The organism is Listeria sp. LM90SB2, from assembly GCF_028867355.1.
Lineage (GTDB): Bacteria > Bacillota > Bacilli > Lactobacillales > Listeriaceae > Listeria > Listeria monocytogenes_B.
Genome location: NZ_CP046449.1, coordinates 855,610 through 880,129 on the forward strand (window position 1 = coordinate 855,610; position 24,520 = coordinate 880,129).

Annotated in this window: 21 protein-coding genes; 17 read left to right on the plus strand and 4 right to left on the minus strand. The window is 39.1% G+C overall.

Annotated features, from left to right (window positions below; genetic code table 11):
* The first annotated feature begins 7 nt into the window (after window positions 1-7).
* The 8 genes from GL301_RS04180 (at window position 8) to GL301_RS04215 (ending at window position 5,696) form a co-directional block, all read left to right on the plus strand.
* Window positions 8-550 (plus strand): HD domain-containing protein, encoded by a 543-nt coding sequence (locus tag GL301_RS04180; protein ID WP_009928942.1) that lies wholly within the window; start codon window positions 8-10, stop codon window positions 548-550.
* Between the two features lie 135 nt (window positions 551-685).
* Window positions 686-1,558: an ROK family protein gene (locus GL301_RS04185; protein WP_009928943.1), complete on the plus strand. Its 873-nt coding sequence runs from the start codon at window positions 686-688 to the stop codon at window positions 1,556-1,558.
* A gap of 84 nt (window positions 1,559-1,642) precedes the next feature.
* A complete protein-coding gene (locus GL301_RS04190) occupies window positions 1,643-2,569 on the plus strand; it encodes a nitronate monooxygenase (RefSeq protein ID WP_003727146.1) in 927 nt (308 codons plus the stop codon).
* Window positions 2,570-2,784: 215 nt separating this feature from the next.
* A complete protein-coding gene (locus GL301_RS04195) occupies window positions 2,785-3,069 on the plus strand; it encodes a DUF3130 domain-containing protein (protein ID WP_003721379.1) in 285 nt (94 codons plus the stop codon).
* Window positions 3,070-3,438 carry a hypothetical protein gene (locus GL301_RS04200; protein ID WP_010958807.1) on the plus strand — a complete coding sequence of 123 codons (369 nt, stop codon included), beginning with the start codon at window positions 3,070-3,072 and terminating at the stop codon, window positions 3,436-3,438.
* The gene (locus GL301_RS04205) at window positions 3,435-4,910 is read left to right on the plus strand and encodes a T7SS effector LXG polymorphic toxin (protein ID WP_010958808.1); all 1,476 of its coding nucleotides are present in this window, start codon (window positions 3,435-3,437) and stop codon (window positions 4,908-4,910) included. Before GL301_RS04200 ends, GL301_RS04205 begins: the two co-directional genes overlap by 4 nt.
* A 4-nt stretch (window positions 4,911-4,914) precedes the next feature.
* Window positions 4,915-5,346: a hypothetical protein gene (locus tag GL301_RS04210; protein WP_003727143.1), complete on the plus strand. Its 432-nt coding sequence runs from the start codon at window positions 4,915-4,917 to the stop codon at window positions 5,344-5,346.
* A 77-nt stretch (window positions 5,347-5,423) separates the two neighbouring features.
* Complete coding sequence (locus GL301_RS04215; RefSeq protein WP_003727142.1) at window positions 5,424-5,696, plus strand: hypothetical protein; 273 nt, start codon at window positions 5,424-5,426, stop codon at window positions 5,694-5,696.
* A 134-nt stretch (window positions 5,697-5,830) separates the two neighbouring features.
* Here GL301_RS04215 and GL301_RS04220 read toward each other — a convergent pair whose 3' ends face one another.
* Window positions 5,831-6,235 carry a VOC family protein gene (locus tag GL301_RS04220; RefSeq protein WP_003727141.1) on the minus strand — a complete coding sequence of 135 codons (405 nt, stop codon included), beginning with the start codon at window positions 6,233-6,235 and terminating at the stop codon, window positions 5,831-5,833.
* A gap of 224 nt (window positions 6,236-6,459) precedes the next feature.
* On the opposite strand from GL301_RS04220, the gene GL301_RS04225 reads away from it, so the two are divergent.
* The 4 genes from GL301_RS04225 to GL301_RS04240 all read left to right on the plus strand — a co-directional run bounded on the left by GL301_RS04225 (window position 6,460) and on the right by GL301_RS04240 (window position 11,299).
* Window positions 6,460-9,090 carry a cation-translocating P-type ATPase gene (locus GL301_RS04225; protein WP_003734273.1) on the plus strand — a complete coding sequence of 877 codons (2,631 nt, stop codon included), beginning with the start codon at window positions 6,460-6,462 and terminating at the stop codon, window positions 9,088-9,090.
* A gap of 14 nt (window positions 9,091-9,104) precedes the next feature.
* Window positions 9,105-9,953 (plus strand): hypothetical protein, encoded by an 849-nt coding sequence (locus GL301_RS04230; protein WP_003726378.1) that lies wholly within the window; start codon window positions 9,105-9,107, stop codon window positions 9,951-9,953.
* A gap of 109 nt (window positions 9,954-10,062) precedes the next feature.
* Window positions 10,063-10,620, plus strand: a complete 558-nt coding sequence (locus GL301_RS04235) for a GNAT family N-acetyltransferase (protein WP_003726372.1) — start codon at window positions 10,063-10,065, stop codon at window positions 10,618-10,620.
* A 16-nt stretch (window positions 10,621-10,636) separates the two neighbouring features.
* A complete protein-coding gene (locus tag GL301_RS04240) occupies window positions 10,637-11,299 on the plus strand; it encodes an EGFR-like transmembrane domain-containing protein (RefSeq protein WP_003726373.1) in 663 nt (220 codons plus the stop codon).
* Window positions 11,300-11,314: 15 nt separating this feature from the next.
* Here GL301_RS04240 and GL301_RS04245 read toward each other — a convergent pair whose 3' ends face one another.
* Window positions 11,315-11,704 carry a MerR family transcriptional regulator gene (locus tag GL301_RS04245; protein ID WP_003726374.1) on the minus strand — a complete coding sequence of 130 codons (390 nt, stop codon included), beginning with the start codon at window positions 11,702-11,704 and terminating at the stop codon, window positions 11,315-11,317.
* Between the two features lie 120 nt (window positions 11,705-11,824).
* On the opposite strand from GL301_RS04245, the gene GL301_RS04250 reads away from it, so the two are divergent.
* The 5 genes from GL301_RS04250 (at window position 11,825) to nifJ (ending at window position 20,651) form a co-directional block, all read left to right on the plus strand.
* The gene (locus GL301_RS04250) at window positions 11,825-12,649 is read left to right on the plus strand and encodes an aldo/keto reductase (protein WP_003727139.1); all 825 of its coding nucleotides are present in this window, start codon (window positions 11,825-11,827) and stop codon (window positions 12,647-12,649) included.
* Between the two features lie 78 nt (window positions 12,650-12,727).
* Window positions 12,728-13,696: a winged helix DNA-binding domain-containing protein gene (locus tag GL301_RS04255; RefSeq protein ID WP_010958810.1), complete on the plus strand. Its 969-nt coding sequence runs from the start codon at window positions 12,728-12,730 to the stop codon at window positions 13,694-13,696.
* A gap of 40 nt (window positions 13,697-13,736) precedes the next feature.
* Window positions 13,737-15,017, plus strand: a complete 1,281-nt coding sequence (locus tag GL301_RS04260) for a hydroxymethylglutaryl-CoA reductase, degradative (protein WP_010958811.1) — start codon at window positions 13,737-13,739, stop codon at window positions 15,015-15,017.
* 198 nt (window positions 15,018-15,215) lie between these two features.
* On the plus strand, window positions 15,216-16,850 hold the full coding sequence (locus tag GL301_RS04265) for a Na/Pi cotransporter family protein (protein WP_010958812.1): 1,635 nt from the start codon (window positions 15,216-15,218) through the stop codon (window positions 16,848-16,850).
* Window positions 16,851-17,003: 153 nt separating this feature from the next.
* Window positions 17,004-20,651, plus strand: a complete 3,648-nt coding sequence (gene nifJ / locus GL301_RS04270; protein WP_070298298.1) for a pyruvate:ferredoxin (flavodoxin) oxidoreductase — start codon at window positions 17,004-17,006, stop codon at window positions 20,649-20,651.
* Window positions 20,652-20,900: 249 nt separating this feature from the next.
* Here nifJ and GL301_RS04275 read toward each other — a convergent pair whose 3' ends face one another.
* Complete coding sequence (locus tag GL301_RS04275) at window positions 20,901-22,862, minus strand: fructose-1,6-bisphosphatase (protein ID WP_003740500.1); 1,962 nt, start codon at window positions 22,860-22,862, stop codon at window positions 20,901-20,903.
* Window positions 22,863-22,976: 114 nt separating this feature from the next.
* Complete coding sequence (locus tag GL301_RS04280) at window positions 22,977-23,888, minus strand: AEC family transporter (protein WP_003724763.1); 912 nt, start codon at window positions 23,886-23,888, stop codon at window positions 22,977-22,979.
* Between the last annotated feature and the right edge of the window lie 632 nt (window positions 23,889-24,520).

Below are 24,520 nucleotides of genomic sequence, written 5' to 3' on the forward strand. Positions count from 1 at the left end.
TCTTTTTATGTATGAAAAAGCGAGACAGATGATGATCAAAGCGCATAGTGGACAAGTTCGCAAAATTACTGGCGAGCCTTACTTTTCGCACCCGTTGAACGTAGCGAGAATTTTGCGCCGCGCTGGTTTTCGCGAAGAAGTTGTTGTCGCGGGATTACTGCACGATGCCGTTGAGGATACGGAAATGACCGATGCCGATATTCGCGCGGCTTTTGGCGCTGAAGTAGCCGATTTAGTAGCGTCTCATACAGAAAATAAAACCTTATCTTGGGAAGAGCGAAAAGCACACACAATCGAACAAGTGCGCACCGGAAATTTAGAAGAAAAAGCGTTAATCGTGGCGGATAAGCTAGACAATTTAACATCCGTCAAATATGCCTTAAGCTCAGAAGGAAAGTCTGTCTGGAGCTATTTTAAACGCGGCTATGATCTGCAAAAATGGTACAACCAAGGGATTAAAAATAATATGGAATACGGATTAAATCCATCTGAAATCCCTCCATTTTTTGGTGAATATGCGCGACTTGTGAAGTGGATTTTTAAGAAGTAAATTTTGTATTTAAATATCTGTTAAATTAGGTATTTAGAATTAAAATTATAAGTTTTTAGAAAATAAGTTTCTTTTTCCAGAAATCTATTGTAAAATGAAAGCGTTATAAAACTTACGAGAAGGGAAGTTTTTTGAATGGTTTATGGAGCAATTGAAGCAGGCGGAACTAAGTTTGTTGTAGCAATCGGAGAAAAGTCAGGGAAAATTATTAAGCGCGAGAGCTACCCGACAACGGAGCCAGCAGAAACAATGAAAGCAGTCATTCAATTTTTTAAACAGTATGAGGATGAATTAAAAGCAATTGGGATTGGCTCATTTGGACCGATTGATATTCGGAAATCAAGTGCTACATACGGTTATATCACGCAAACACCAAAACTTGCATGGCGCAATTATGATATCGTTGGTGCAATGAAAAAAGAATTTAATGTACCTATTGGTTTTACGACGGATGTTAATGCAGCCGCTTTAGGAGAGGTAAGTTTAGGCGCGGCAGCAGGTTTGGATAGTTGTATTTATTTAACGATCGGAACAGGAATCGGTGGTGGAGCAGTTGTTTCAGGCAAAATTCTTGAAGGCTTCTCCCACCCAGAAATGGGACATATTATGGTGCGCCGACATAAGCGCGATCGTTTCACAGGAAGTTGCCCGAGTCATAGCGACTGTTTAGAGGGGCTTGCAGCAGGTGGAGCAATTGAAAAACGTTGGGGTCAAAAAGCGGCAGAACTTGCGGATAATGAAGAAGTGTGGAATTTAGAAGCGCATTATATCGCTCAAGCTTTAATGAATTATACACTTATCTTATCCCCAGAAAGAATCGTGTTAGGTGGAGGCGTCATGAAACAACGCCAACTTTTCCCACTTGTTCGTCAAAAATTGAAGGCACTCGTGAATAATTACGTGCAATTGCCGGATTTAGAAGAATATATCGTTCCTCCAAAACTAGAAGATGATGCTGGGATAACTGGCTGTGTCTTACTAGCAGTGGATGCTGAAGAGTCCAATTAAAGCCGAAAAACAGCTCTAGTTTATAGGGCTGTTTTTTGATATACTAAATTGTGATAAAACAAACAAGAACGCAGGAGGAAAAAGATGTCCATTACGAACTTATTAAATATTAAATATCCAATTATCCAAGGTGCGATGGCTCAAATTGCCAAAGCTCCACTTGTAGCCGCTGTATCTAATGCAGGCGGTTTAGGAATTATCGCTTCTGGCGGAATGACTGCCGACATGCTACGCGAAGAAATCAAAAAAACAAAAGCACTGACAGATAAACCATTTGGCGTCAATTTAATGCTAATGATGACCAATATTGCTGAATTAACCGAAGTAATTATAGAAGAAAAAGTGGGAATCGTTACAACCGGAGCGGGAACGCCAAAAACGTTCATGCCAATTTGGAAAGAAGCTGGAATTATCGTGATTCCCGTTGTCCCATCCGTGATGATTGCTAAACGCATGGAAAAAATGGGCGCAGATGCAGTTATCGCAGAAGGAACAGAAGCAGGCGGACACGTCGGCGAAACAACAACAATGGCGCTTCTACCTCAAATCGTGGATGCCGTTACTATCCCAGTCATTGGCGCAGGTGGAATTGCAGATGGCCGTGGAATCGTCGCAGCGCTTGCTCTAGGTGCAAAAGGTGTCCAAATCGGAACACGCTTCCTAGCAACCGACGAATGCCCAGTACACCCAGACTTCAAAGCAGCCGTGATTAAAGCTTCCGACCGCGACACAATGGTTACCGGAAGAAAAGCCGGTGCCCCTGTTCGCTCGATTAAAAACAAAATGATTAAAGAATACATCCGTTTAGAAGAAGAAAACGCCGATCGCGACACGTTAGAAGAGCTAACTTTAGGTTCTTTACGAAAAGCAGTACAAGAAGGCGACACAGACAACGGCTCCGTCATGGCCGGTCAAATCGCTGGCTTAATTACAGAAATCAAACCTTGTAAAGATGTTATTGAAGAGATGATGACAGATGCTAAGAATGTGATTGCAGGGTTAGAGTTATAAAATAAAAACAGTTATTTTCTGCTTAATAAAGTAGAGAATAACTGTTTTTTTGTAGTTGCGATGTTGTTTACAAAGGTAAAGTCAAAAAATGCACTAATTTGTTCTGTAGTTGGCTATATTTATACACAGAGGTTCACAAAACGCTCACAAAAGGAAAGTAGTTACGATGCTATAATAGAAGGGTGGAAAACTAGACATAGAGAGGAATCACCAAGATGAGAGAGATAAAAGTCAACGAAGCAACGTTCCAAAAACATGCCTCGAAGCTAGACAGCAAAAGCGCGGGAAGCTATTTGCCGTTAAAAGGTGGAAATATGGCATACTCACGAGCGAATTCTATCAATCAGTTACGGTCTGCATTAATTGATTTGGTCGATGTGGTAGAAGATTTCCAAGCCGTGACAAAGCAAGATGCGGGTAGATTAAAGAAAATGGGCATGGCCTATGCGAAACAAGATCAAGCGATGGGACAGAAAATAAATCAGCTGGAGGTGCGATAGATGGACAGCACGCACAGCCGGTTAGAACAGCAACTACAACAAGTGAAAAAAGCGCAGGATGTTTTACAAGATAATCTGGGGCAGACTAAGCGCAAACAAGTGGAACAAGAATGGTTAGAAGAAGATAATCACCAATTAGAAATGGAGAAACAAGGATTGCTGGACTTCTTGCGAGGCGGTTGGCAAGGGGAGGAAGCGAATGGTTTCCACCGCTATCTAGAAGAACAACAACACGAAGAAGCGATGGCATGGCGAAAAGATTTGTCGGAAAAACGTGTTCATTTGGAAGAAGAAGCGCGGACTACTAGAGCAGAAATGCACGATATAGAGACCAAACAAGCCTCCTTGCGAAAGGAGTGGAACCAATGAGTCGAATCGACATTGCAGAACTCAATGGCTTTCTTCAAGGATTACGAAGCAGTAATGCTGAGGCTAAAAAGATGATACGCGGAATTCAACAAGCAGCAAGCAAGTATGCGCAAGATAAAAGTTTAAAAGGGCAAGCAGTATCAGCTTCCCAAAGCTATTTTGCTTCCAGTTATCCCTCTATTGCACAAAGTATTTTAGAAGCTCTAGAAGAAAGTGAAGAACGTCTAGCACAATACATACGCGAGTTTGGTAGCCAAGTCGACAGCTCGCCTTCCGCACGAATTGATGCGGAAATCCTTCAAGAAGCGATGGCGAAAGTGGCGAGTTTGAAGCGAAAAGAAGAAGATTTACATCGCCAACTCACTGCACCGAATACGAAACCGGATATGCAACAAGTCTACGTAGTCCAAGCAAGAAGTGCGCACACGCAATTACTGCAAGCTATCGAAAAAGAAGATATACTAGAGAGGTACATCGCCTTTGAACAAAGTCACGCCCAGTTTTTTAGTGCGTTAACCGAACTCATTCACTCCACAGGACGAGCGGTGCAAGAGTTGAAACAAAATGTGACCTTCCATGAGAAAACAGGCACCTATGCTGTACCTAAAAGCGTTCATGCATCGATTAGTTTGATGAGAAAAGCGATGGATAAAGCACGCAAAGAAAACGCCAAAGATTCCTTCCCAGAAGCATTCGAAGACTATCAGTTATTCGCCTATACTTATGTGAATGACAAAGGCGAAACCGTCACGATGTGGCTATTGGAACGGAATGGCAAACGTGCCAGTAATAAAGAACTCCAAGCTTTTCTAGAGGAGAACGGAGCCGAGTTAGACCCTATTCTGTACACAAATCTTTCCGGTGATGAACTAGAGCGCAAAGTAAATGATGCATGGAAAGACGGCGTCAACTACTTAAATGGTCAAAAAGTAACCGGGTTTTCCGAGGCGACACTGAGGTCCTCTGCTTACGTAGCTAGCGTGAAGGATGCGATGGATGACGCTGGACTAACCGATATGGCATTAGGATTAGGCTTTGGTATTGCGGCGGCGAGGAATAAAAAAATAATAGCTAAGAAATCAGAAAAAGTAGAAGTTGATCTTGGAAGATATTCTGTAGCAACCTTAAATAGAGATCAAGCACGATTAGTGGTTGAACATCTTTTAGAAAGAGGAGAAATAAGCTTAAAAGATTTGGGTGATATAATACCAAAAGGAACACCAAACACTTTTAAAACTACAGATACCTTGAAGAATGGTGCTAAGTATGAATTTCAATTAGCTGATGGACAAAAAGCGATAATTAGGTGGCATGAACCAGACCCTATTGCAGCTGCTAAATTTCCTGGTTCAGCTTCTGGTTCAAGATGGACTGCTCAAATTAAGATAGGAAGTAAACAAGTAACAATAAATAAAGGATGGACAAAAAAGCAAAACTCAAATGAAGTGCATATTCCAATAAAAGGAAGGTAATAATATGAAAAAAATTATGAAAAAAGATGATTATTCTAAAATGCCATGGGTATCAGCGGAGGATTTATATCTTTTATTTGAACAAGCACTCAAGGACTTTAAGCAAAGCAAATTAAGTAAAAAAGAGTTTTTTGATATTCTTGATGAATTGACTATGAGGCAAGTAGATACCTATGAAATTTTAAAAGAACCTTTGAGAGGACAGCTCGACAATGAGTTATATAATTTATGGAACACAGAAAATTATGATGATGTAGATATTATTACATCATTGTTAATTAATTTAGGCTTGAAAAATACTTATAATAAAATGAAAAAATCTATTGAGGATACTTCGGAAATATCACCAGAAATACTTGAGGAAATACAAGATGCAATTGAAGAAGTCGGAGATAATATAGATGATCCATATCAAGATTATATGAAGAAAATGTAGAATGCGATTACAGTAGGCAAGAATGGTTTCATTGTTGGTGCTAATCCTGTTTCAATCAAATAAAGGAGCGTATTTTAATGAAAGAATTAAGACTGTTTTTAGATTATAAATGTTATCCTGTTTGGGTATATAACGATGCGGGGATTTTAAAGGAAAATGATTTGCCGGATGAATTGAAACAAGATGAATATGATAAATTGTTCATAGATACTGAAATTGAATTTCGATATGAAGCTTTTAAAGATGAGAAAGAAAAGGAAGAATTTTTTCATGAGTTCATAGAAGTTCAAAAGCATTTGAAAGAAACATTAGGTAAGGAATACAATATCGTTAATAAGATTTTAGTTTAGTAGCTGAGAGTGCTCAATATTTAGAGGTAATCAAGACCCACAGCATATTTATAGCCTCCATAGTTATTTTCTTGTTCTAAAAAACCAAAAACCAGTTACCCACCAAACTCCTGGCGTAACTGGTTTTCTAAATCTCACCCAAAATTAAGCTGCCAAAACACCCCAAACTGGTCCGTCACCTGCGCATAGGTCGAACCCCAGAACGCCACTTGCAACTCCATCTCCACTTTGCCCGTAGCACTCAAAACTTCATAGGCGTACTTAATATCATCCTCTGCTTCAAAATTGATCAAGATCGTCACCCGGTTGCCAATTGTAAAACCATCATAAGGCGCATCGGTAATATAAATAAATTCTTCCCCATTTTTTGCTAAACGACTATGCATCAATCGCTCACCAAAAACGGCATTGCCATCAAAATTGTTCATCTCTTTAAAACGCTGAACGCTTGTAATCTCAGCCTGAAACACATCCGCATAAAATGTTAGCGCATCTTGACCTTCTCCGTTAAAAACTAAGTATGGAACTGCAAAAGACATCTCATCATCTCCTATACAATTAATAGCTTTAGTATAAGCCTAATCTACTGCGAAGTCATGTCTCAAAATAATAAGGATTTGTGAATAAAAACAAAATACTTGCAAATAAACGTGATATATTATACAATTACACTAAGAAATCGGATATATTTAAATTAATATTTTTTTGCAATAAAATAAAGTAAGTACTTGCTTTTGGGAGTAGGTGCGTAGGAGGTAGATGTATGCTTTGGGTAAAAGAGTCAATTGAGCAACTTCTCAGCAAACTACACACGAATTTAGACACAGGGTTAACGAAAGAACAAGTGAAACAAAAACATGCAGAGTTCGGGACGAATGAATTTGAAGAGGGGAAGAAAGAATCACTTCTTCAAAAAATTGGTCACCATTTAGTTGAAATTACGACGATTGTGTTGCTTTTTGCAGCGGCGATTTCCGCTTATTTAGCGATTACGACTGGTTATGGTTGGGCGAAAGTGGTTGTTATTTTAGGAATTGTCGTGTTGAATATGGTGCTCGGAATTTACCAGGAAAACAGCGCCGAGAAAGCACTTGCGGCACTTCAAAGTATGAATGCGCATTTAACGACGGTCGTTCGTGATGGTGTGCGGATGCAAGTGGACGCAACGGAATTAGTACCAGGGGATATTATTGAAATTGTTGCAGGAGATATGATTCCAGCAGATGCACGGATTATTTCTAGTAGCAGTTTGCAAGTCGAGGAATCTGCGTTAACTGGTGAGAGTGTTCCAGTTGAAAAAGACGCAAATGCGGTTGTTTCGGAAAAAGCGCCAATTGGCGACCGTCTGAATATGCTTTACTCAGGCTGCCTTGTAACGAATGGGCGCGCCACGGCGGTTGTCGTAGAAATTGGGATGGAAACAGAGATGGGGAAAATTGCTGGACTTTTAAACAGCACCTCAAAACTGATGACGCCTTTACAACTTCGCTTAAAAGAATTAGCAAAACGACTTAGTATTGTAGCACTTTTAGCAGGTATTTTAATTTTTATAATTGATGTATATGTTTACGGTGAAACGATTATTGAAACGTTGATGATCGCGATTTCTCTAGCTGTAGCAGCAGTTCCTGAGACATTGCCAGTTATTGTGACATTGACACTTGCTTACGGCGTTCAAAATATGGTGCGGAAAAATACGATTATCCGCCGAATTCCTGCAGTAGAAACAATTGGAAATACTTCAGTTATTTGTTCTGATAAAACAGGAACATTAACGCAAAATAAAATGATTATCCAACAAATTTGGGCAGCAGACCACGCACCGATAAAAGCAACAGCTGAATTTGATACTGCAGAACAAAAAGTATTAGAAATGTTGAGCCTTTCCAGTAACGCGACGATTGATGTTACAGACGGCGAAGAAACCATCATTGGTGACCCAACCGAAAGCGCGATTATCCGTTTACTAGAAGAAAAAGGAACAACGAAAAAAGCATTGGAAGCCAAATATCCACGCGTGTTCGAACTTCCTTTTGACTCAGATAGAAAGCTAATGACGACAATTCACCAAGTAGAAGACGGATTTCTTTCCATTACAAAAGGTGCTTTTGACCGCATTCCCGTAAACTTTTCCGAGGCGTTTTTAGCGGAAGCGGAGCGGGTGCATGACAGTTTTGCGGAGGATGCACTTCGGGTGTTAGTTGTTGCCTATAAAAAATATCCGGAAATGCCGACAGACTTGTCTAGTGAGGCGCTTGAGACAGACTTAACGTTCGCGGGGATGGTTGGGATGATTGACCCACCGAGACCGGAAAGTAAAGCGGCTGTGTTAGCGGCGAAAAAAGCGGGTATTAAGACTGTAATGATTACTGGTGACCATATTGTAACGGCATCAGCAATTGCAAAAGAAATTGGTATTCTAACGGATGGGGACAAAGCGATTACTGGAGCAGAACTGGCTGAAATGTCAGAAGCTGATTTGGAGAAAAACATTCGAGATTATGCGGTATATGCGCGTGTTAGTCCAGAAGATAAAATTCGAATCGTTAAAGCTTGGCAGAAAAATGGTGAAATTGTCACGATGACAGGTGATGGTGTAAATGATGCACCGGCTCTAAAAGCAGCGGATGTTGGTGCTGCAATGGGAATTACCGGAACAGATGTATCTAAAAACGCTGCAGATATGGTTATAACAGACGATAATTTTGCAACGATTGTAGATGCAGTCAAAGAAGGGCGTACAGCCTATGAGAATATCCGCAAAACGATTTACTTTTTACTAAGTACAAACTTTTCTCAAATTTTCATTATGTTAATTGCGATTATTCTTGGCTGGGGCGCGCCGGTTGTAGCTGTTCAGTTGCTATTAATCAACGTTGTGTCTGATGGGATTCCAGGCTTCTTCTTAAGTCGTGAAAAGGCAGATGACTCGATTATGGAGCGTAAGCCAATTCCAAAAAATGCAGGGATCTTTGCGAATGGACTTGGCAAGAAAATGGCGACACAAGCGGTTGTCTTTACGATTGTGACACTTGCAGGATTTTATATCGGGCAGTTTGTAACGATTAATAATTCGATTGGTGCAAGCTATGAAGTTGGAATGACAATGGCATTCGTTATTCTAGCATGGTCATCTGTCGCGCATATTTTCAATGTAAGAAGTGATAAATCGATTTTCACTATCGGATTTTTATCTAACCGTGGTTTGTTCTTTAGCGCGATTTGTTCGATGTTGATTATTTTAGGACTTGCGATTATTCCACCACTTGCGAACATGTTCTTCTTAGTAGAAATGAGCTTAACGCACTGGATTCTCGCATTCATTCTCTCGATGTTCCCACTCCTATTCGTAGAAATTCAAAAGCTTATTCAGCGAAAAAGAGCAAAAGCTTGAAGGAGGGCAACTATATGAACGAAACAGAAAAATTGGTAGCCGCATTATTAGAGCGTAACTTTGGTAAAAACATCGGTACACGCTATCCAGACAATGAAGCGGCGCAAATGCGGGCCGAGGAAGTAATCGGAGAAATTGCTATTGTTATCGCACCACTTGTTGAAAAACTTGGAATCGAAAGTAAAACGGTGAAAAAAACGATTCCATTTTTATATGAACTTCAAAAAAATCAATTTTGTGATATGAGTGCCTATCCGTATCCGCTTCTTCTAGTCAATGGAACGAGTGCGGATACAGAAAAATATTGGCGAGATCTACCAACTTACTGGACAGATGATGCAAATAAAATTGTGCTACCATATGTTTTGGAACACATTAAAAATAATAAAGTACGTCAAAAACTACTAGCTTTTCATGCTTGGCTTATAGGGGAAGTAGTAGAAATGAACGAGGAGCTAGGGGCAGATTTTCGTATAAAACTAGTCTTTGAGTCAGATATGCGCATTCGTTTACGGGTGTATGACGTAGAACAGATTGCCATTGAAGTACATTTTTTAGACAATCATGATACCGAACAACAACATTTAGGCTATGATGTGAGTTTAGATGTAGATATTACTGATAAAGCAAGGCTCTTATTACGTCAAGGTATTTTGACAGAAAATCTAGGCTTGGAAGCACTAAAAGCTTACATGAAATCAGTTTTACCAATAGCACACAGCTTGAAAAACTTGGAATATTTAACGGTTGAAGATACGAAAAAACTAACCAAATTATTAACGCAAGAAGAACCTAAAATTATGGAAGATACAGATTTAACAAGTAAAGCATTAGACTTCTTACAAAAAGCTGCACAGCAATAAGAATAAAATGCTATTTGGAGGAAAGTGATCCTAATAGCATTTTATTTTTGCAAGTGGGGCGGAAAGAATAGTAAAATGAGACAATGAAATTAGAAATGAGGATGTAAAATTGATTCGACATGCGAAAAAATCAGATGCACCAAAAATAGCACCACTTTTACTAGTAATATGGAAAGATATGGAATTACCTATTTTAGAAGTAGAGACGGAAGAAGCGATTACAAATGCGCTAATTGAAGCGATTCAGACAGAAGATTATCGTTATAGTTATAGACATCTGCATGTCTATGAGAAGGACGGGGATATTGCGGGAGTTTTGGCAGGCTATCCTGGGAAAATCGAACCTGAAATCGACCGCGCTTGGAACGAGATTGCAAAGAAACACGGCATTAGATACGAAGAACCAATATTTGCCGATAAAGAAACATTTCCTGGTGAATGGTACTTAGATTCGATCGTTACAAACGAAAAATATCGCGGTCATGGTGTTGGAACAGCACTTCTTGCAAAATTAACAGAAATTGCTGCAGAAGATGGTGAAAAAGTAGTAGGACTAAATTGTGACAAAGGAAATCCGCATGCCAAGAGGCTTTATGAACGTCTAGGATTTCATGTGACTGGAGAAATCATACTTAGCGGTCATGAATATGAACATATGCAAAAATAAGAAATGAGGCCAACCAATGAAAAAAATTATTTTCGCAGTGGTACTAAGTTTAGTTCTAATTCTTGCTGGATGTGCCGATGTAACCAATACAGTAAAAGTGGATAAAAAAGGGGAAGCGACCATTTCCTTTGATATCGATATTTCTTCTGTAGCAGGGATTTTTGCCTCAAGTTACTCGGATGAAGTAGAAGCTAAACTGAAAGAAGCTGGATTTACAGTAGATAAAAAATCAAATACAAGCTATCATATCGAAAAGAAACTAGATAAAAATGAAACAACGAAAAGCGATATGAAACCGGAAGATTTTGGGGTAAAAATTACCAATAGCAAAAGTTTCTTCACACAAAAAATCAAAGTAGATGCCGATATTGACATCGAAAAGATATGGAAAAAAGAAGTGGCGGATGTTCCGTTTCCAAAAGAAATTTTAAGCCAAGTTGATTATACATTTATTTTAGATTTACCGATTTCGTCAATTGGAGAGAACAATGCTAAAAGTGTGGATGGCGGGAAGCTCACTTGGGATGTGCCGCTCGACAAAAAATCCGAAATGTATTTTGAAGTCACTGTACCAAACGTAAAAAACATTGCGATTGTTGGTGGGATTCTACTTGTCGCAATCATTGGTTTACTTATTTATCTTATTAAAAGACATCGGAAAAAGAAAAAACAACTATAAAAAAGTGTGGATCAGTTAGCTAAACTGGTCCACACTTTTATTTACTGCTTGTTCTAACTCTTCGTAACAAGCTAATTTTTTCTCGATTTTTTTAAATGCTCGGTCTAGCTCTGCTTGCCGGCGGTACATATCTTGTTGATGTTCTTTCAGTACAGCGATGCGTTCGGAGACAGTACCGTCACCGCCTTTAGTTAGTTCAACAATTTCTTTTTGTTTCGCAAGGGGCATTCCGGTGACGCGTAAACAGGTGAGTAATTCAAGCCAGTGAAGGGCATCATTATCAAAAATCCGGTTATTATTTTTATCGCGTGCTAGAAAAGGGATTAATCCTTCTCGTTCATAATAGCGAATCGTATGGGCGCTTAAACCCGTGTGTTCGGAAGCTTCTTTGATTGTTTGTTGCACTAAAACCACCTCTTTTTTTCTTAATAATAGCACCTTGAAAATCGAAAAGCCAAATGTTTGCCTTTGAGTATACTCTAAGGTGTATAGTAAACGTGTTATTACTTTTAGGAGGCGGATAAATTGAACTTAAAAGATACAGTAAAACTTGCAAATGGTGTAGAAATGCCCCGTTTAGGATTTGGCGTATGGAAAGTGCAGGACGGCGATGAAGCAGTAAATTCTGTTAAATGGGCGATTGAAGCTGGTTACATTAGTATTGATACAGCTGCTGCTTACAAAAATGAAGAAGGCGTTGGTCAAGCGATTAAAGAGTCTGGCGTTAAGAGAGAAGACTTATTCGTAACAACGAAACTTTGGAATGCGGAGCAAGGTTATGAATCCACTTTGGCTGCATTTGATGAAAGCTTACGTAAATTAGAACTTGATTATGTAGACTTATATTTAATTCACTGGCCAGTCAAAGGTAAATTCAAAGACACTTGGCGCGCTTTTGAAAAATTATATAAAGATAAACGCGTTCGCGCAATCGGCGTATGTAACTTCCACGAACATCACCTAAAAGAATTAATGGAAGACGCGGAAATTGCGCCAATGGTAAACCAAATTGAATTACACCCACAACTAACACAAGAACCATTACGTAAATTCTGTGCTGAAAACAACATTGTAGTAGAAGCTTGGTCTCCACTAGGTAATGGGAAATTACTTTCTAACCCAGAAATCAAAGCGATTGCCGATGCACATGGTAAATCAGTTGCACAAGTTATCTTACGTTGGGATTTACAAATCGGTGTCGTGACTATTCCAAAATCCGTTCACCAAGAACGTATTATCCAAAATGCTGATATTTTCGACTTCGAATTAAGCGAAGAAGAAGTAGCAAAAATCAGCGGTTTAAATAAAGACGAAAGAACTGGCCCAGATCCAGACAACTTTAATTTCTAATAGTGAAAAAATCCCTTCCAGCTTATCGAACTGGAGGGGATTTTTATGCTACAATAAACTAAAAAAAGAGGTTAACAGATGGACGCAAAAACAATAATAGAAAACCGCTTTCAAAGTCAGAAATTAATACAAACTGCGTGGAGTGACTCTCCGGAAAGAATTGTTTTTCATTTTGGAGCAATGCAATCGCAAAACTATGGTCAGTCGCTCTGGGCTGTTGGGAGTAGAATGACGACGCCAAGTGAAGAGTCTGTAGAGCAAGCGATTAATAATGGTGAAATTATCCGGACATGGCTTTTGCGCGGAACAATTCACTTGTTTTCAGCCAAAGATTATCACTGGATGATGGATTTAATTGCGCCTACGATAGATAAAATATGTAAGCCATACCGAGCGAAATTAGGCTTAACAGATGAGGTTCTTCATAAGGCTACAGAAGTCGTTTCGGAAATTGTTTCAGAACAAGCCGTTACGAGAAAAGACTTGGCGGCTCATTTAGCGACCAAAGATTTACCGAGTGCAGGGATTCCTTTTGCTCAGCTGTTAGTTTATTTAAGCTCGCGGAAAGTCATTTGTTCAGGCCCGAATGAAACTTTTAGAAATACGATGCATATTCCGGCTGATACGAATCATTTCACTCGAGAAGAAGCAATAAAAGAATTAGCCAAACGATACATCCAAAGTCATGCACCAGCTACTTTGAAAGATTTTTGTTTTTGGTCGGGATTAACTGTGACCGATGCCAAAATAGGATTAGCGGATATGCCTAAAATGGGCGATTATTACATAACAACATTGGTTGAAAATGGCACAATGCCAACTACAATTCCACTCGCTGGTTTCGATGAATGGATTATCGGCTACCGAGATCGCTCCGTCGTTTTACCGGAAATATGGCACGATGAAATTATGACGAAAAATGGGATATTCAGACCGGCGATTATCACGGAGGGCAAAGTAGTCGGGAAATGGGAAAAACCAAAGAAACGTGCTGAATTAGACGGAGATTTCTGGGACCGTTACATCCAGTTTCGAAATATGCTATAGTCAAGTAGATGGATAAATTTTAATTTGAGGTGATAAAGCTATGAATGCTTTTGATAAATTTTACAAAAAAACAGTAGAAGAACGACGTGCAATTTTGGCGGAATATGCCGACTTAAATGAAGAAGAGCAGGCATTTTTAGCTTCTACAGGGGCGCTTTCTTTTGATAAAGCGAATCATATGATTGAAAACACGATTGGCATTTACTCGCTGCCGCTCGGATTAGGAATGAACATGCTTTTAAATGATAAACATTATGTGGTACCGATGGCGATGGAAGAGCCTTCTGTTGTGGCGGCCCAAAGCGCTGGGGCGAAACTTATTGGACAAAATGGCGGGATAACTGGAAGTGCAACAAAACGAAAAATGATTGGTCAGATTGAGTTGATTTCTGTTTCTGATATCCAAGCAGCAAAAGAAAACATCATTGCGAACGAAGAACAACTAATTGCTATCGCTAACCAAGCTCATCCATCGTTACAAAAGCGTGGCGGTGGTGCGGTTGAAATTCAAGTCAGAACAGCACAAACAGCGAATGACGAAACGTTACTTATCGTTCATTTACTCGTAGACACCCAAGAAGCAATGGGCGCGAATATGGTCAATACGATGGTCGAAACCTTAGCGCCAGAATTAGAAATGTTGACGAACGGAACAGCCAATATGCGCATTTTATCTAATTTAGTAGATGAAGCGACCGCAACGGCTGTTTGCCGGATTAATCCAGAAAGCTTAGCAACCAAAACCCAGAGTGGTGAATGGGTTCGTGATCGAATCATTGCTGCATATGAATTTGCTGATGCAGACATTTACCGAGCAGCAACCCATAATAAAGGAATAATGAATGGTATTGATGCGGTAATTATGGCGTTTGGGAACGATTGGCGCGCAGTAGAAGCGGCAAGTCACGCCTACGCAGCTAGAACAGGGAGCTATAAACCGATGTCTAAATGGTCAAAAGATGCGGACGGACATTTGGTTGGGGAATTAACGTTACCGATGCCAGTAGCCTTTGTAGGAGGTTCTATCGGCATCCATCCAATCGCAACACTTTCGAAAAAAATTGCTCGAGTAGAATCAGCGAAGGAATTAGCGATGTTAGTTTGTGCCGTTGGATTAACGCAAAATCTCGCTGCTTTAAAAGCACTCGTAACAGAAGGAATTCAACGCGGACATATGTCGCTACAAGCGAAATCACTAGCCATGACAGCCGGTGCAGAAGCAGATGAAATCGAAAAAGTAGCCACATTTTTACAAGAAAGCAAACAATTAAATGTAGTTGCTGCAAAAGAATTTATTAACAAATTACGCAGTGGAAAATAAAATAAATTATTAAGCCTACCTTTACAAAAACTTAACAATACATTCGGAACGTGATAAAGCCTTTAGTATCAACAACTTTCAGAGATTTGCTTGGACTTCACTTTACAAAATAAAAAAAAGGTATTTACGTTACTTTTACTTTCTTTTATGATGAAAAAAGGGTGAAATTACAAGATTACAAACAAAAAGGAGATATTCATGGGAGACATAAATATTCAGCAGATGATTTTTCAATTTATCGGAGGACTTGGAATTTTTCTTTTCGGTATAAAATACATGGGAGACGGACTGCAAATGGCAGCCGGCGACAGACTTCGTGATATTTTAGATAAGTACACAACGAATCCTTTTATGGGAGTACTTGCCGGGATTTTAGTAACCGTATTAATTCAAAGTAGCTCAGGTACAACTGTTTTGACGGTCGGATTAGTAAGTGCTGGATTTATGACGTTAAAACAAGCAATTGGTGTTATCATGGGAGCAAACATCGGTACAACCGTTACCGCCTTTATTATTGGTATTAAGCTATCCGAATACGCTTTACCAATAATTGCTGCTGGTGCAGTACTTTTATTCTTCTTTAAAAATCATAAAGTAAAAAATATTGGCCAAGTATTCTTTGGATTTGGTGCCTTATTTTATGGACTAGATTTGATGGGGCAAGGGATGAAACCTCTTGCTGGAATGGAATCTTTCCATGAATTAACTGCTCAAATGAGTACGAATCCATTCTTAGGTTTGTTAATCGGAACGATCTTCACGGCAGTTGTACAATCATCTAGTGCGACCATCGGGATTTTACAAGAATTATACGGACAAGGTGCGATTGATCTTCAAGCGGCTTTGCCAGTCCTATTCGGGGATAACATTGGAACGACGATTACAGCTGTTCTTGCAGCAATTGGTGCGAGTGTTGCAGCGAAACGTGCAGCAGCTACACATGTTATCTTTAATTTAATCGGTGCAATCATTTTTATGCTGATACTACCGCTATTCACTTCTCTGGTTACCTACCTACAAGGACTGTTTGGACTAAATCCAGAGATGACGATTGCTGTCGCACACGGGACGTTTAACATTACGAATACCTTTATTCAATTCTGGTTTATCGGTGCATTTGCATGGCTTGTTACGAAGCTTATTCCAGGCGACGACTCGCGAATTGATTATAAAACCAAACATTTGGATACGAATTTAATTGATCAATCTCCTGGTATCGCTCTTGAAATGGCACGTGAAGAAACGCTACGCATGGCGGATTACGCGAAATTCGGGTTGCAAGAAGCGAGACAATACCTTGTGAACCGGGAATCGAAACATGCGGAATCGACTATTCAAGTAGAAGAAGCCGTAAATAATTTAGACCGAAAAATCACCGAGTATTTAACGAAAATTTCTTCTGTGGCCTTAACGAACAACGAGACAGAAGAGCACGCGCTAATGCTTGATACCGTTCGTGATATTGAACGCGTTGGTGATCACATGGAAAACATCGTAGAAAACATCGATCAACTAATTAAAAATAAAGCGAAAATGTCAGAAGAAGCTTCCGAGCAACTCACCGAAATGTTTGAGCTGACAACCGCGAATTTCGAACGTGCAGTGAAATCCATGCATAAAAAAGATCGCGCACTCGCAGAAGAAACTATTTTAGTAGAAAAAGATATTGATAAAGCAGAGCGCAGATTACGTAAAAACCATATTCGCCGCTTAAACGAAGGCAAATGCCAAGTCGTTAGCGGAATTCTATACATTGATATCGTCAGTGATTTAGAACGAATTGGTGACCACGCGAACAACATTGCTGAATCTGTTTTGGAATTAAACGAATAATTCTAAAGGGAACTAGACTATTTGACGTCTGGTTTCTTTTTTTTGTTAAAAATCTACACTTTTACTAGTCCTTGTGAAGCATTGAGTATAAGCGGATAGTGGTGTAAAATAAGAATGATTATAAAACTAGAATGACTGGAAGTGTTGAGTCTTATGCGAAATAGAAAAACAATGGATGGAAACACGGCAGCAGCTTATATTTCTTATGCTTTTACTGAAGTTGCAGCAATCTATCCGATTACCCCTTCCTCCACCATGGCTGAACTTGTGGACGAATGGTCATCAAAGAACAAGAAAAATTTATTCAATGAACCTGTAAAAGTAGTAGAAATGCAATCAGAAGCAGGAGCAGCAGGAACAGTTCACGGATCACTTCAAGCTGGTGCGCTAACTAGCACATACACGGCGAGCCAAGGTTTACTTTTAATGATTCCTAATATGTACAAAATTGCCGGTGAACTATTGCCAACTGTTTTCCATGTTTCCGCAAGAACAATTTCGGCGGCATCGCTGAATATTTTTGGTGATCATAGTGACGTGATGGCAGCGCGTCAAACAGGATTTGCGATGCTAGCAGAAGGTTCCGTTCAAGAAGTAATGGACTTATCCGCGGTTGCTCATCTGGCTTCACTAAAAGGAAGTTTGCCATTTTTAAATTTCTTTGACGGCTTCCGCACAAGTCATGAATTACAAAAAGTCGAAGTACTCGAATATGACGAATTAGAAAATTTGCTCGACAAAGAGGCATTACAACAATTTAGAAATCGCGCAATGACACCAAATAATCCTAAAACTTTAGGTTCGAATCAAAATCCAGATATCTTTTTCCAACAAAGAGAAACCGTGAACCGCTATTACGAGGAAATCCCTAACATTGTTCAAAATTATATGAAAGAAATCAATCAGCTTCGTGGCACGGATTATGACTTAGTTAATTATTATGGAGCAGAAGACGCAACAGATGTCATTGTGGCGATGGGCTCTGTAACACCAGTCATCGAGCAAGTCATTGATTACTTAACAACCCAAGGGAAAAAAGTCGGTTTGCTAAATATTCGCTTATATCGTCCATTCCCAGCAGAAAACTTTTTAGCAAAACTACCGAAAACAGTAGAACGTGTGGCTGTTTTAGACCGGACGAAAGAACCCGGATCAGGCGGAGAACCACTTTTACTCGACGTGCAAAGTGTGCTTTATGATAGTGAAACTCGTCCACTAGTTATTGGCGGTAGATATGGCTTAGGTTCAAAAGATGTTACACCAGACCAGATTCTCGGTGTTTATTCGCACCTAACGACAGAAAAACCAAAACCGCGCTTTACAATTGGAATTACAGATGATATTACGAATCTATCTATCGAAAATGCTGGACCAAGTGATCTCACTTCAGAAAAAACTTTCCAATGCAAATTCTGGGGTTTTGGCTCGGATGGTACTGTTGGCGCGAATAAAGCCGCAATTAAAATTATTGGTGATAACACCGATTTATACGCCCAAGGTTACTTTTCCTATGATTCGAAAAAATCGGGCGGGCTAACTGTTTCGCATTTGCGCTTTGGTGAAAAACGAATTCGCTCAGCCTATCTAATCCAACAAGCGGATTTTGTCTCATGCTCTACCTCGGCCTATTTACGTTCCTATGATTTATTAAAAGGTTTAAAACCAGGCGGAACATTCTTGCTCAATACCATTTGGGAAGGCGAACAGTTAGAACGCCATTTGCCAGCCGCAATGCGCGAATATATTGCGAAAAATAATATTCAATTTTATACATTAAATGCAATGAGAATTGCAGGAGAAGCGGGACTTGGTAGAAGAATTAATACCGTTATGCAAACGGCCTTTTTCCGAGTGACCGACATTTTACCGTTTGAAAAAGCACTTGCTGATTTAAAAGAATCGGCTATCGCTACTTATGGGAAAAAAGATATGGCGGTTGCGGAGAAAAATATTCTCGCGATGGACCAAACTGTTGCTAATTTGCATAAAGTAGAAGTTCCTGCAAGCTGGGCAAATCCAGTTGTAACAGCAGAAACAAATGCAACGACTGAAAAACCAGCTTACGTACAAAATATCCTTGAGCCAGTGAATCGCTTAGAAGGCGACAACTTGACTGTTGGTGATTTAATTTCGAATGGTATGGTCAGTGGGGCTTATCCTCCGGGGACTGCAGCTTACGAAAAACGCGGAATTGCACTCGAAGTTCCTGAATGGATTTCTGAAAACTGTACGATGTGTAATGAATGCGCCTTTGTTTGTCCGCATGCTGCCATTCGTCCAATTTTAACAGATGAAGAAGAAATGGAATCTGCTCCAGAAGGCTTTATGACAAGAGAAATGCGCGGCAAAGATGGCCTTCGTTACCGTATCCAAGTTTCCCCAATGGACTGCACTGGTTGTAACTTATGTGCGGAAACGTGTCCGGCGAAAGATAAAGCGCTTGTAATGAAACCATTTGAAGAAGTCGCAGCTAAAGAAAATCCGAATTGGTCATTTGCGATTAATGTGAAACCGAAGAAAAACCCTGGGAAGAAAAATACTGTACCTGGAAGCCAATTTGAACAACCGTTACTGGAGTTCTCTGGTGCTTGTGCAGGTTGCGGTGAAACTCCTTATGTTAAATTATTAACGCAAATGTTTGGCGACCGGATGATGATTGCTAATGCAACTGGTTGTTCCTCTATTTGGGGCGCATCTGCACCGGCAACGCCTTATACTGTCAATGATAAAGGACATGGGCCAGCGTGGGGCAATTCCCTTTTAGAAGATAACGCAGAATATGGTTATGGTATGTATTTAGCAAACCAAACCATGCGAAAAGCTTTAAATAATAAAGTGACAAAAGCGCTCAGAGAAGAAGCCATGTCAGAAACATTGCGTGAGGCGCTTATTGACTGGCAAACACAAATAGACGTTTCAGAAGATACACGTGAACGAGCAGAAGCATTACAACTTGCACTTCTTAGTGAGATGGAAGGCAACGCGGCACTCGAATCTATTTATAATGACCGAGAATTATTTATTAAACGATCGCAGTGGATGCTTGGAGGCGACGGCTGGGCATATGATATTGGCTTCGGCGGAATTGACCATGTCTTAGCATCAGGCGAAGATGTAAATATTTTCGTAATGGATAATGAAGTATATTCAAATACTGGTGGACAATCATCGAAAGCCACACCAACCGCAGCAATTGCCAAATTTGCTTCAGGTGGGAAATCTGTCGGCAAAAAAGACCTTGGTATTATGGCGATGAGTTACGGAAATATCTATGTGGCGCAAATTGCGATGGGGGCGAATAAACGTCAAACCTTAAAAGCTATTGAAGAAGCAGAGGCATATCCGGGGCCATCTCTAATTATTGCTTATACGCCGTGTATTAATCACGGTATTTCAAGCGGTATGAAAACGATGCTAAGTGAAACGCAAAAAGCAGTAGAATGTGGCTACTGGAGCTTGTACCGTTATAATCCGGCACTAGAAGAAAAAGGAAAAAATCCAATGACAATGGATTATAAAAAAGTCGATTTCGATCAATTCGAAGACTTCCTAAAACGCGAAACACGATACTCAGCGCTTTACAAAGCAAATCCAGATGGTGCAACAAAACTATCCGAGAAAACCCGTTTAGATGCAGAAAAACGCTTTAAACGCTATGCGACGATGGCTGGGCTTGATTTAGAGAAAATATGGAAGAAAAAAGAAGCAACTGAAGATGTGAAAGCGCCCGTTGATGATGAGCGAGCAGCAAGGAAAGCAGCACGTGAAGCAAGAAGATTAGCGCGGGAGCAAGGTAAATAAAAAAAGTAGGCCTAGCTGATGCTAGGCCTACTTTTTTGCTTTTGATCTGTGGGAATCAGAAGCGATGTGGGAATGAATAGATATTCTCTTATGAGAGTTATAAAGAAATAACTACTATTTAAATATAACTTTTTTTCTCAGAAGATGCACTAGAAAAATGAAGAGATAAGTTTTCATATAAGTGTTAGTTGTTGCAGCCCAAGCTTTTTGGGACTTGTGAAAGTTTTATGACAATTAAAAACCTATTAGTTAACGGTTTTCATGAAGCAAGCCATTACGATAGGCATCTAGTAACAATTTTAAATCTTCTGCCTGCTCACTAAGTTTAGCCCCAATATCGGTATCCCTTACACGTTTACGGTTAATTTCCATTTCAATAACTTGACGCGTGGAAAGAATATCCGTTTCATTTTTGATAGCATCCTCTTTTGTAGTAAATGGCTGATGACTCACTAATTGTAAACCGTAACTATTAAAAAGTAGTGTATAACCCGCTAAGTTCGTTTCTTTATGATAGGCCTTTGCGAACCCGCCATCGATGACGAGCATTTTACCATTCGCTTTAATCGGACTTTCACCTTTTCCTTCTTTGACTGGCGTATGGCCGTTAATGATATGCCCACATTCACCATCAAGCCCAAATTCTTCTAAAATTTGTTTGCAAATTAATTCGTTATTACGCAATTTGTAGTAAGGATTTTTTTCTTCTGTGTGTGTTTCTTTTTCTGCAACAAAATAACGTTCAAATGTAGTCATTTCACTTTTTCCAAATAGCGAAGAAATGGCACCAGTCCACAAATACCAAACGATATCACACGCATATTTCTTTTCTTTAGTTCCAGTTGGACGTACGTATGCTTCGCGGGTAAGTATTTCAAACTGCTCTAAAAGCGAACGACCAGCATATTTTTCGCCACGTAATTTCATTTCCATAAAAGTCCCATCTTCGTGGAGTGGAATGCAGCCATGGTAGAGTAAATTACCATTATAAGTTAAAAACATGCTGCCTTTTGAATATAGAAATTGTACATGTTTTTGCAATCGACGACAGTTTTTAAAAGCGGCAGTAATTTTCCCAATAAGTTCTCTCTCCGCGTCAGTGAGTTCATAAGGTTTTTCTGGATTAATCGTTGGAAAATGACTGTCTAACAACAGGTATTCTTTTCCCTTTAGATGAATTGTGCCTTTTTTATAATCGATAAATTGAAGTAAAAGTCGGTGATCCATATCAAATTCTTTGCGTCGATTTATAATTTCACCTTCCAATTTAAACTGAATAATCGAGATAGCCTTATGCATCCTAGCAATTTGCGTGATTTCTGCATTACTATAGTTAATATTTTCTTCGTTTTTGGGCTGGAAGTAGGTACAAGGATCGTCTTTGTACACTTCGTCGGCAAAAAGGGCCAGGGGGCGAAGAGAAATACCGTAACTATCTTCTAAAATATCTAAATTTAAATAACGGGCAGAAATCCGAATAACATTAGCCGCACAAACCCTAGAACCACTAGCCGCGCCCATCCATAAAATATCGTGATTACCCCACTGGAAATCGAGCGAATGGTAATTCATTAATGTATCCATGATTTTATCTGGATAAGGACCACGATCATAGACATCACCAACAATGTGCAAATGATCGACGACCAATTGTTGAATAAGTAACGAGAGAGCACTAATAAATTCTTCTGCACGACCAAGTGAAATAATATGTTGTAAAATTTCTTCATAATAAAGCTTTTTGTCGTCTTCATTGTAGTTTTCATGAAGTAACTCTTCTAATATGTAGGCAAAATCTTCGGGCATGGCTTTTCTCACTTTAGAACGTGTGTATTTTGAAGCAACGTACTGGCAGAGTTCAATCAAACGAAAAAGTGTGGTGCGATACCAAGCCTGCAAATCTTCTGTTTCACTAGCAAGCAAATCCATCTTTTCTTCTGGATAATAAATCAGTGTACTAAGTGAATTAATCTCTGCATCATCTAGCTCCGCGCCAAAAATATCACGAATTTTCCGTTTTACAACACCAGAACCATTACGAAGCACTTGTTCAAAAGCACTATATTCACCGTGAACATCACTTAAAAAATGTTCCGTTCCTTTTGGAAGGTTCATAATTGCTTCGAGATTAATGATTTCCGTAGCTGTCTTGGCAATAGTAGGATATTCTTTTGCTAACAAGCGTAAATATTTCATATCAATAGTTTTCACCAGTCCAGTACCTCCTTTTTCAATTGGTATAGCTATTATATTTCTTAAATGTAAGCAAGGCAAACGTTTTGTTTTATAATTGGTCTATACAAAAAAGACGAGCTAGAGCCCGCCTTAGAAAACTGGATGAAGAAAATAGAGCACAATGGGTAAGGTAATAATACTTAAAACTGTACTAATAAATGTGGCACTAGAAACTAAATCTGGTTTTGTATCAAATTGTACAGCCATTAAAGTAGTATTCGCTGCAGTTGGCATAGCTGCAAGTAAAATCATAATTTGTTTTGTCATTTCGTCAACAGGGAGAATCAACGTTAAACCAAACGCAATGATTGGAGCAATGAGTAATTTGAGTACTAATGCAATGCCTACTTTTGTAAGTTCGATTCGTCTAAACGAAATAACTGCCAACTGCATTCCAAGGACAATCATAATTGTTGGAATAGCAGCGTCGCCAACAAGTTTTACGCAAGTCATTAAAGCGGATGGAAGTGAAACATGAAGTAATTGAAGCGTAAGCCCGAGTAAAGCCCCGTAAGCAATCGGCATCCGAACAACCCGTTTCATGACCGTTTTCATTCCATTTGCATCTTTACTTCCTTTTGCGGCAAAATAAATCCCAATGGTACTCATAGCTAGTTGCTGCAACACCATTAATACAACAGCAATATCAAGCCCAACAGCCCCAAAAACAAGCAAGACAACAGGTGTTCCATAATTTCCATTATTCATAAAAGCACTAGCCAAAATGAGCGCGCAACGATCTTGCAAGTTATAACCAAGCAAAAAACTAATTAAACTGACAAGCAAAATCAAACTCAGACAAAGCGCAAAAATGTAAATCGCCAAATATGCATAATCTATCGTTAGCGCATTGGTATAAAAAGTATTAAATGCAAGAAACGGTGACATTAAGTAAAGCGTGAGTTTAGATAAGTTAGGAATATCAAATTTTAAAGTCTTTTGTCCAATAAACCCAATAGCGAAGATCCCAAAAACTGGAAGTAAAATAAGTAGAAATTCCATGGCGCCCCTCTTTTCTATGTATATTGTAGCTTATTGTACCATAAAATGAAGTTTCAGTTAGACACTTTTACATGTTACCAGTTTAGTATTTATCTTAATCTAACAGTTATTTTAGAAAATTAAATTTCAAGCTGGAGCGCCATTATAAAATGTATAATGAAAACGATAAAATTAGTTAGTGATGGTAGGTTCACGGGAATTAATTAGTTTTATTCATTTGAAATGAGCAAAGTTTTGTCACAAATTAGCCACTTTTAAGAAAAAAACACATTTTAAAAGTGCTTTTTAGAGTAGTAAACATGATGCTTTGTCTTATATAATTTAGATATCGAGTTGGAAATATAGAGATAACATCAAGGAAATCCTATATATTAGCATCTATATTTACTAAAATTTAAAGGGAGGGACAATAAATTGTAAAAGAATTTGCTAAGCGATTCAAAAGAAAAATTATTATATAAAATGAAAAAAAGAAAGAGTTACTAAGTTATATCGGAATCACGGGATGTATTAAAAGTAATCTGCACCTTGAAAATGGCGGAATAGTCCATTTGCTGGAAAATAAAGCCAGCAGTGAACTTTGAAATCAAACAGTATTTAACAGTTATCTGAGACATTACTAAACTCTGAAA

Coding starts and splice junctions, on each gene's coding strand:
- GL301_RS04180 (WP_009928942.1), top strand. CDS start 8: ATGTATGAAAAAGCGAGACAGATGATGATCAAAGCGCATAGTGGACAA.
- GL301_RS04185 (WP_009928943.1), top strand. CDS start 686: ATGGTTTATGGAGCAATTGAAGCAGGCGGAACTAAGTTTGTTGTAGCA.
- GL301_RS04190 (WP_003727146.1), top strand. CDS start 1,643: ATGTCCATTACGAACTTATTAAATATTAAATATCCAATTATCCAAGGT.
- GL301_RS04195 (WP_003721379.1), top strand. CDS start 2,785: ATGAGAGAGATAAAAGTCAACGAAGCAACGTTCCAAAAACATGCCTCG.
- GL301_RS04200 (WP_010958807.1), top strand. CDS start 3,070: ATGGACAGCACGCACAGCCGGTTAGAACAGCAACTACAACAAGTGAAA.
- GL301_RS04205 (WP_010958808.1), top strand. CDS start 3,435: ATGAGTCGAATCGACATTGCAGAACTCAATGGCTTTCTTCAAGGATTA.
- GL301_RS04210 (WP_003727143.1), top strand. CDS start 4,915: ATGAAAAAAATTATGAAAAAAGATGATTATTCTAAAATGCCATGGGTA.
- GL301_RS04215 (WP_003727142.1), top strand. CDS start 5,424: ATGAAAGAATTAAGACTGTTTTTAGATTATAAATGTTATCCTGTTTGG.
- GL301_RS04220 (WP_003727141.1), bottom strand. CDS start 6,235: ATGTCTTTTGCAGTTCCATACTTAGTTTTTAACGGAGAAGGTCAAGAT.
- GL301_RS04225 (WP_003734273.1), top strand. CDS start 6,460: ATGCTTTGGGTAAAAGAGTCAATTGAGCAACTTCTCAGCAAACTACAC.
- GL301_RS04230 (WP_003726378.1), top strand. CDS start 9,105: ATGAACGAAACAGAAAAATTGGTAGCCGCATTATTAGAGCGTAACTTT.
- GL301_RS04240 (WP_003726373.1), top strand. CDS start 10,637: ATGAAAAAAATTATTTTCGCAGTGGTACTAAGTTTAGTTCTAATTCTT.
- GL301_RS04255 (WP_010958810.1), top strand. CDS start 12,728: ATGGACGCAAAAACAATAATAGAAAACCGCTTTCAAAGTCAGAAATTA.
- GL301_RS04260 (WP_010958811.1), top strand. CDS start 13,737: ATGAATGCTTTTGATAAATTTTACAAAAAAACAGTAGAAGAACGACGT.
- GL301_RS04265 (WP_010958812.1), top strand. CDS start 15,216: ATGGGAGACATAAATATTCAGCAGATGATTTTTCAATTTATCGGAGGA.
- nifJ (WP_070298298.1), top strand. CDS start 17,004: ATGCGAAATAGAAAAACAATGGATGGAAACACGGCAGCAGCTTATATT.
- GL301_RS04280 (WP_003724763.1), bottom strand. CDS start 23,888: ATGGAATTTCTACTTATTTTACTTCCAGTTTTTGGGATCTTCGCTATT.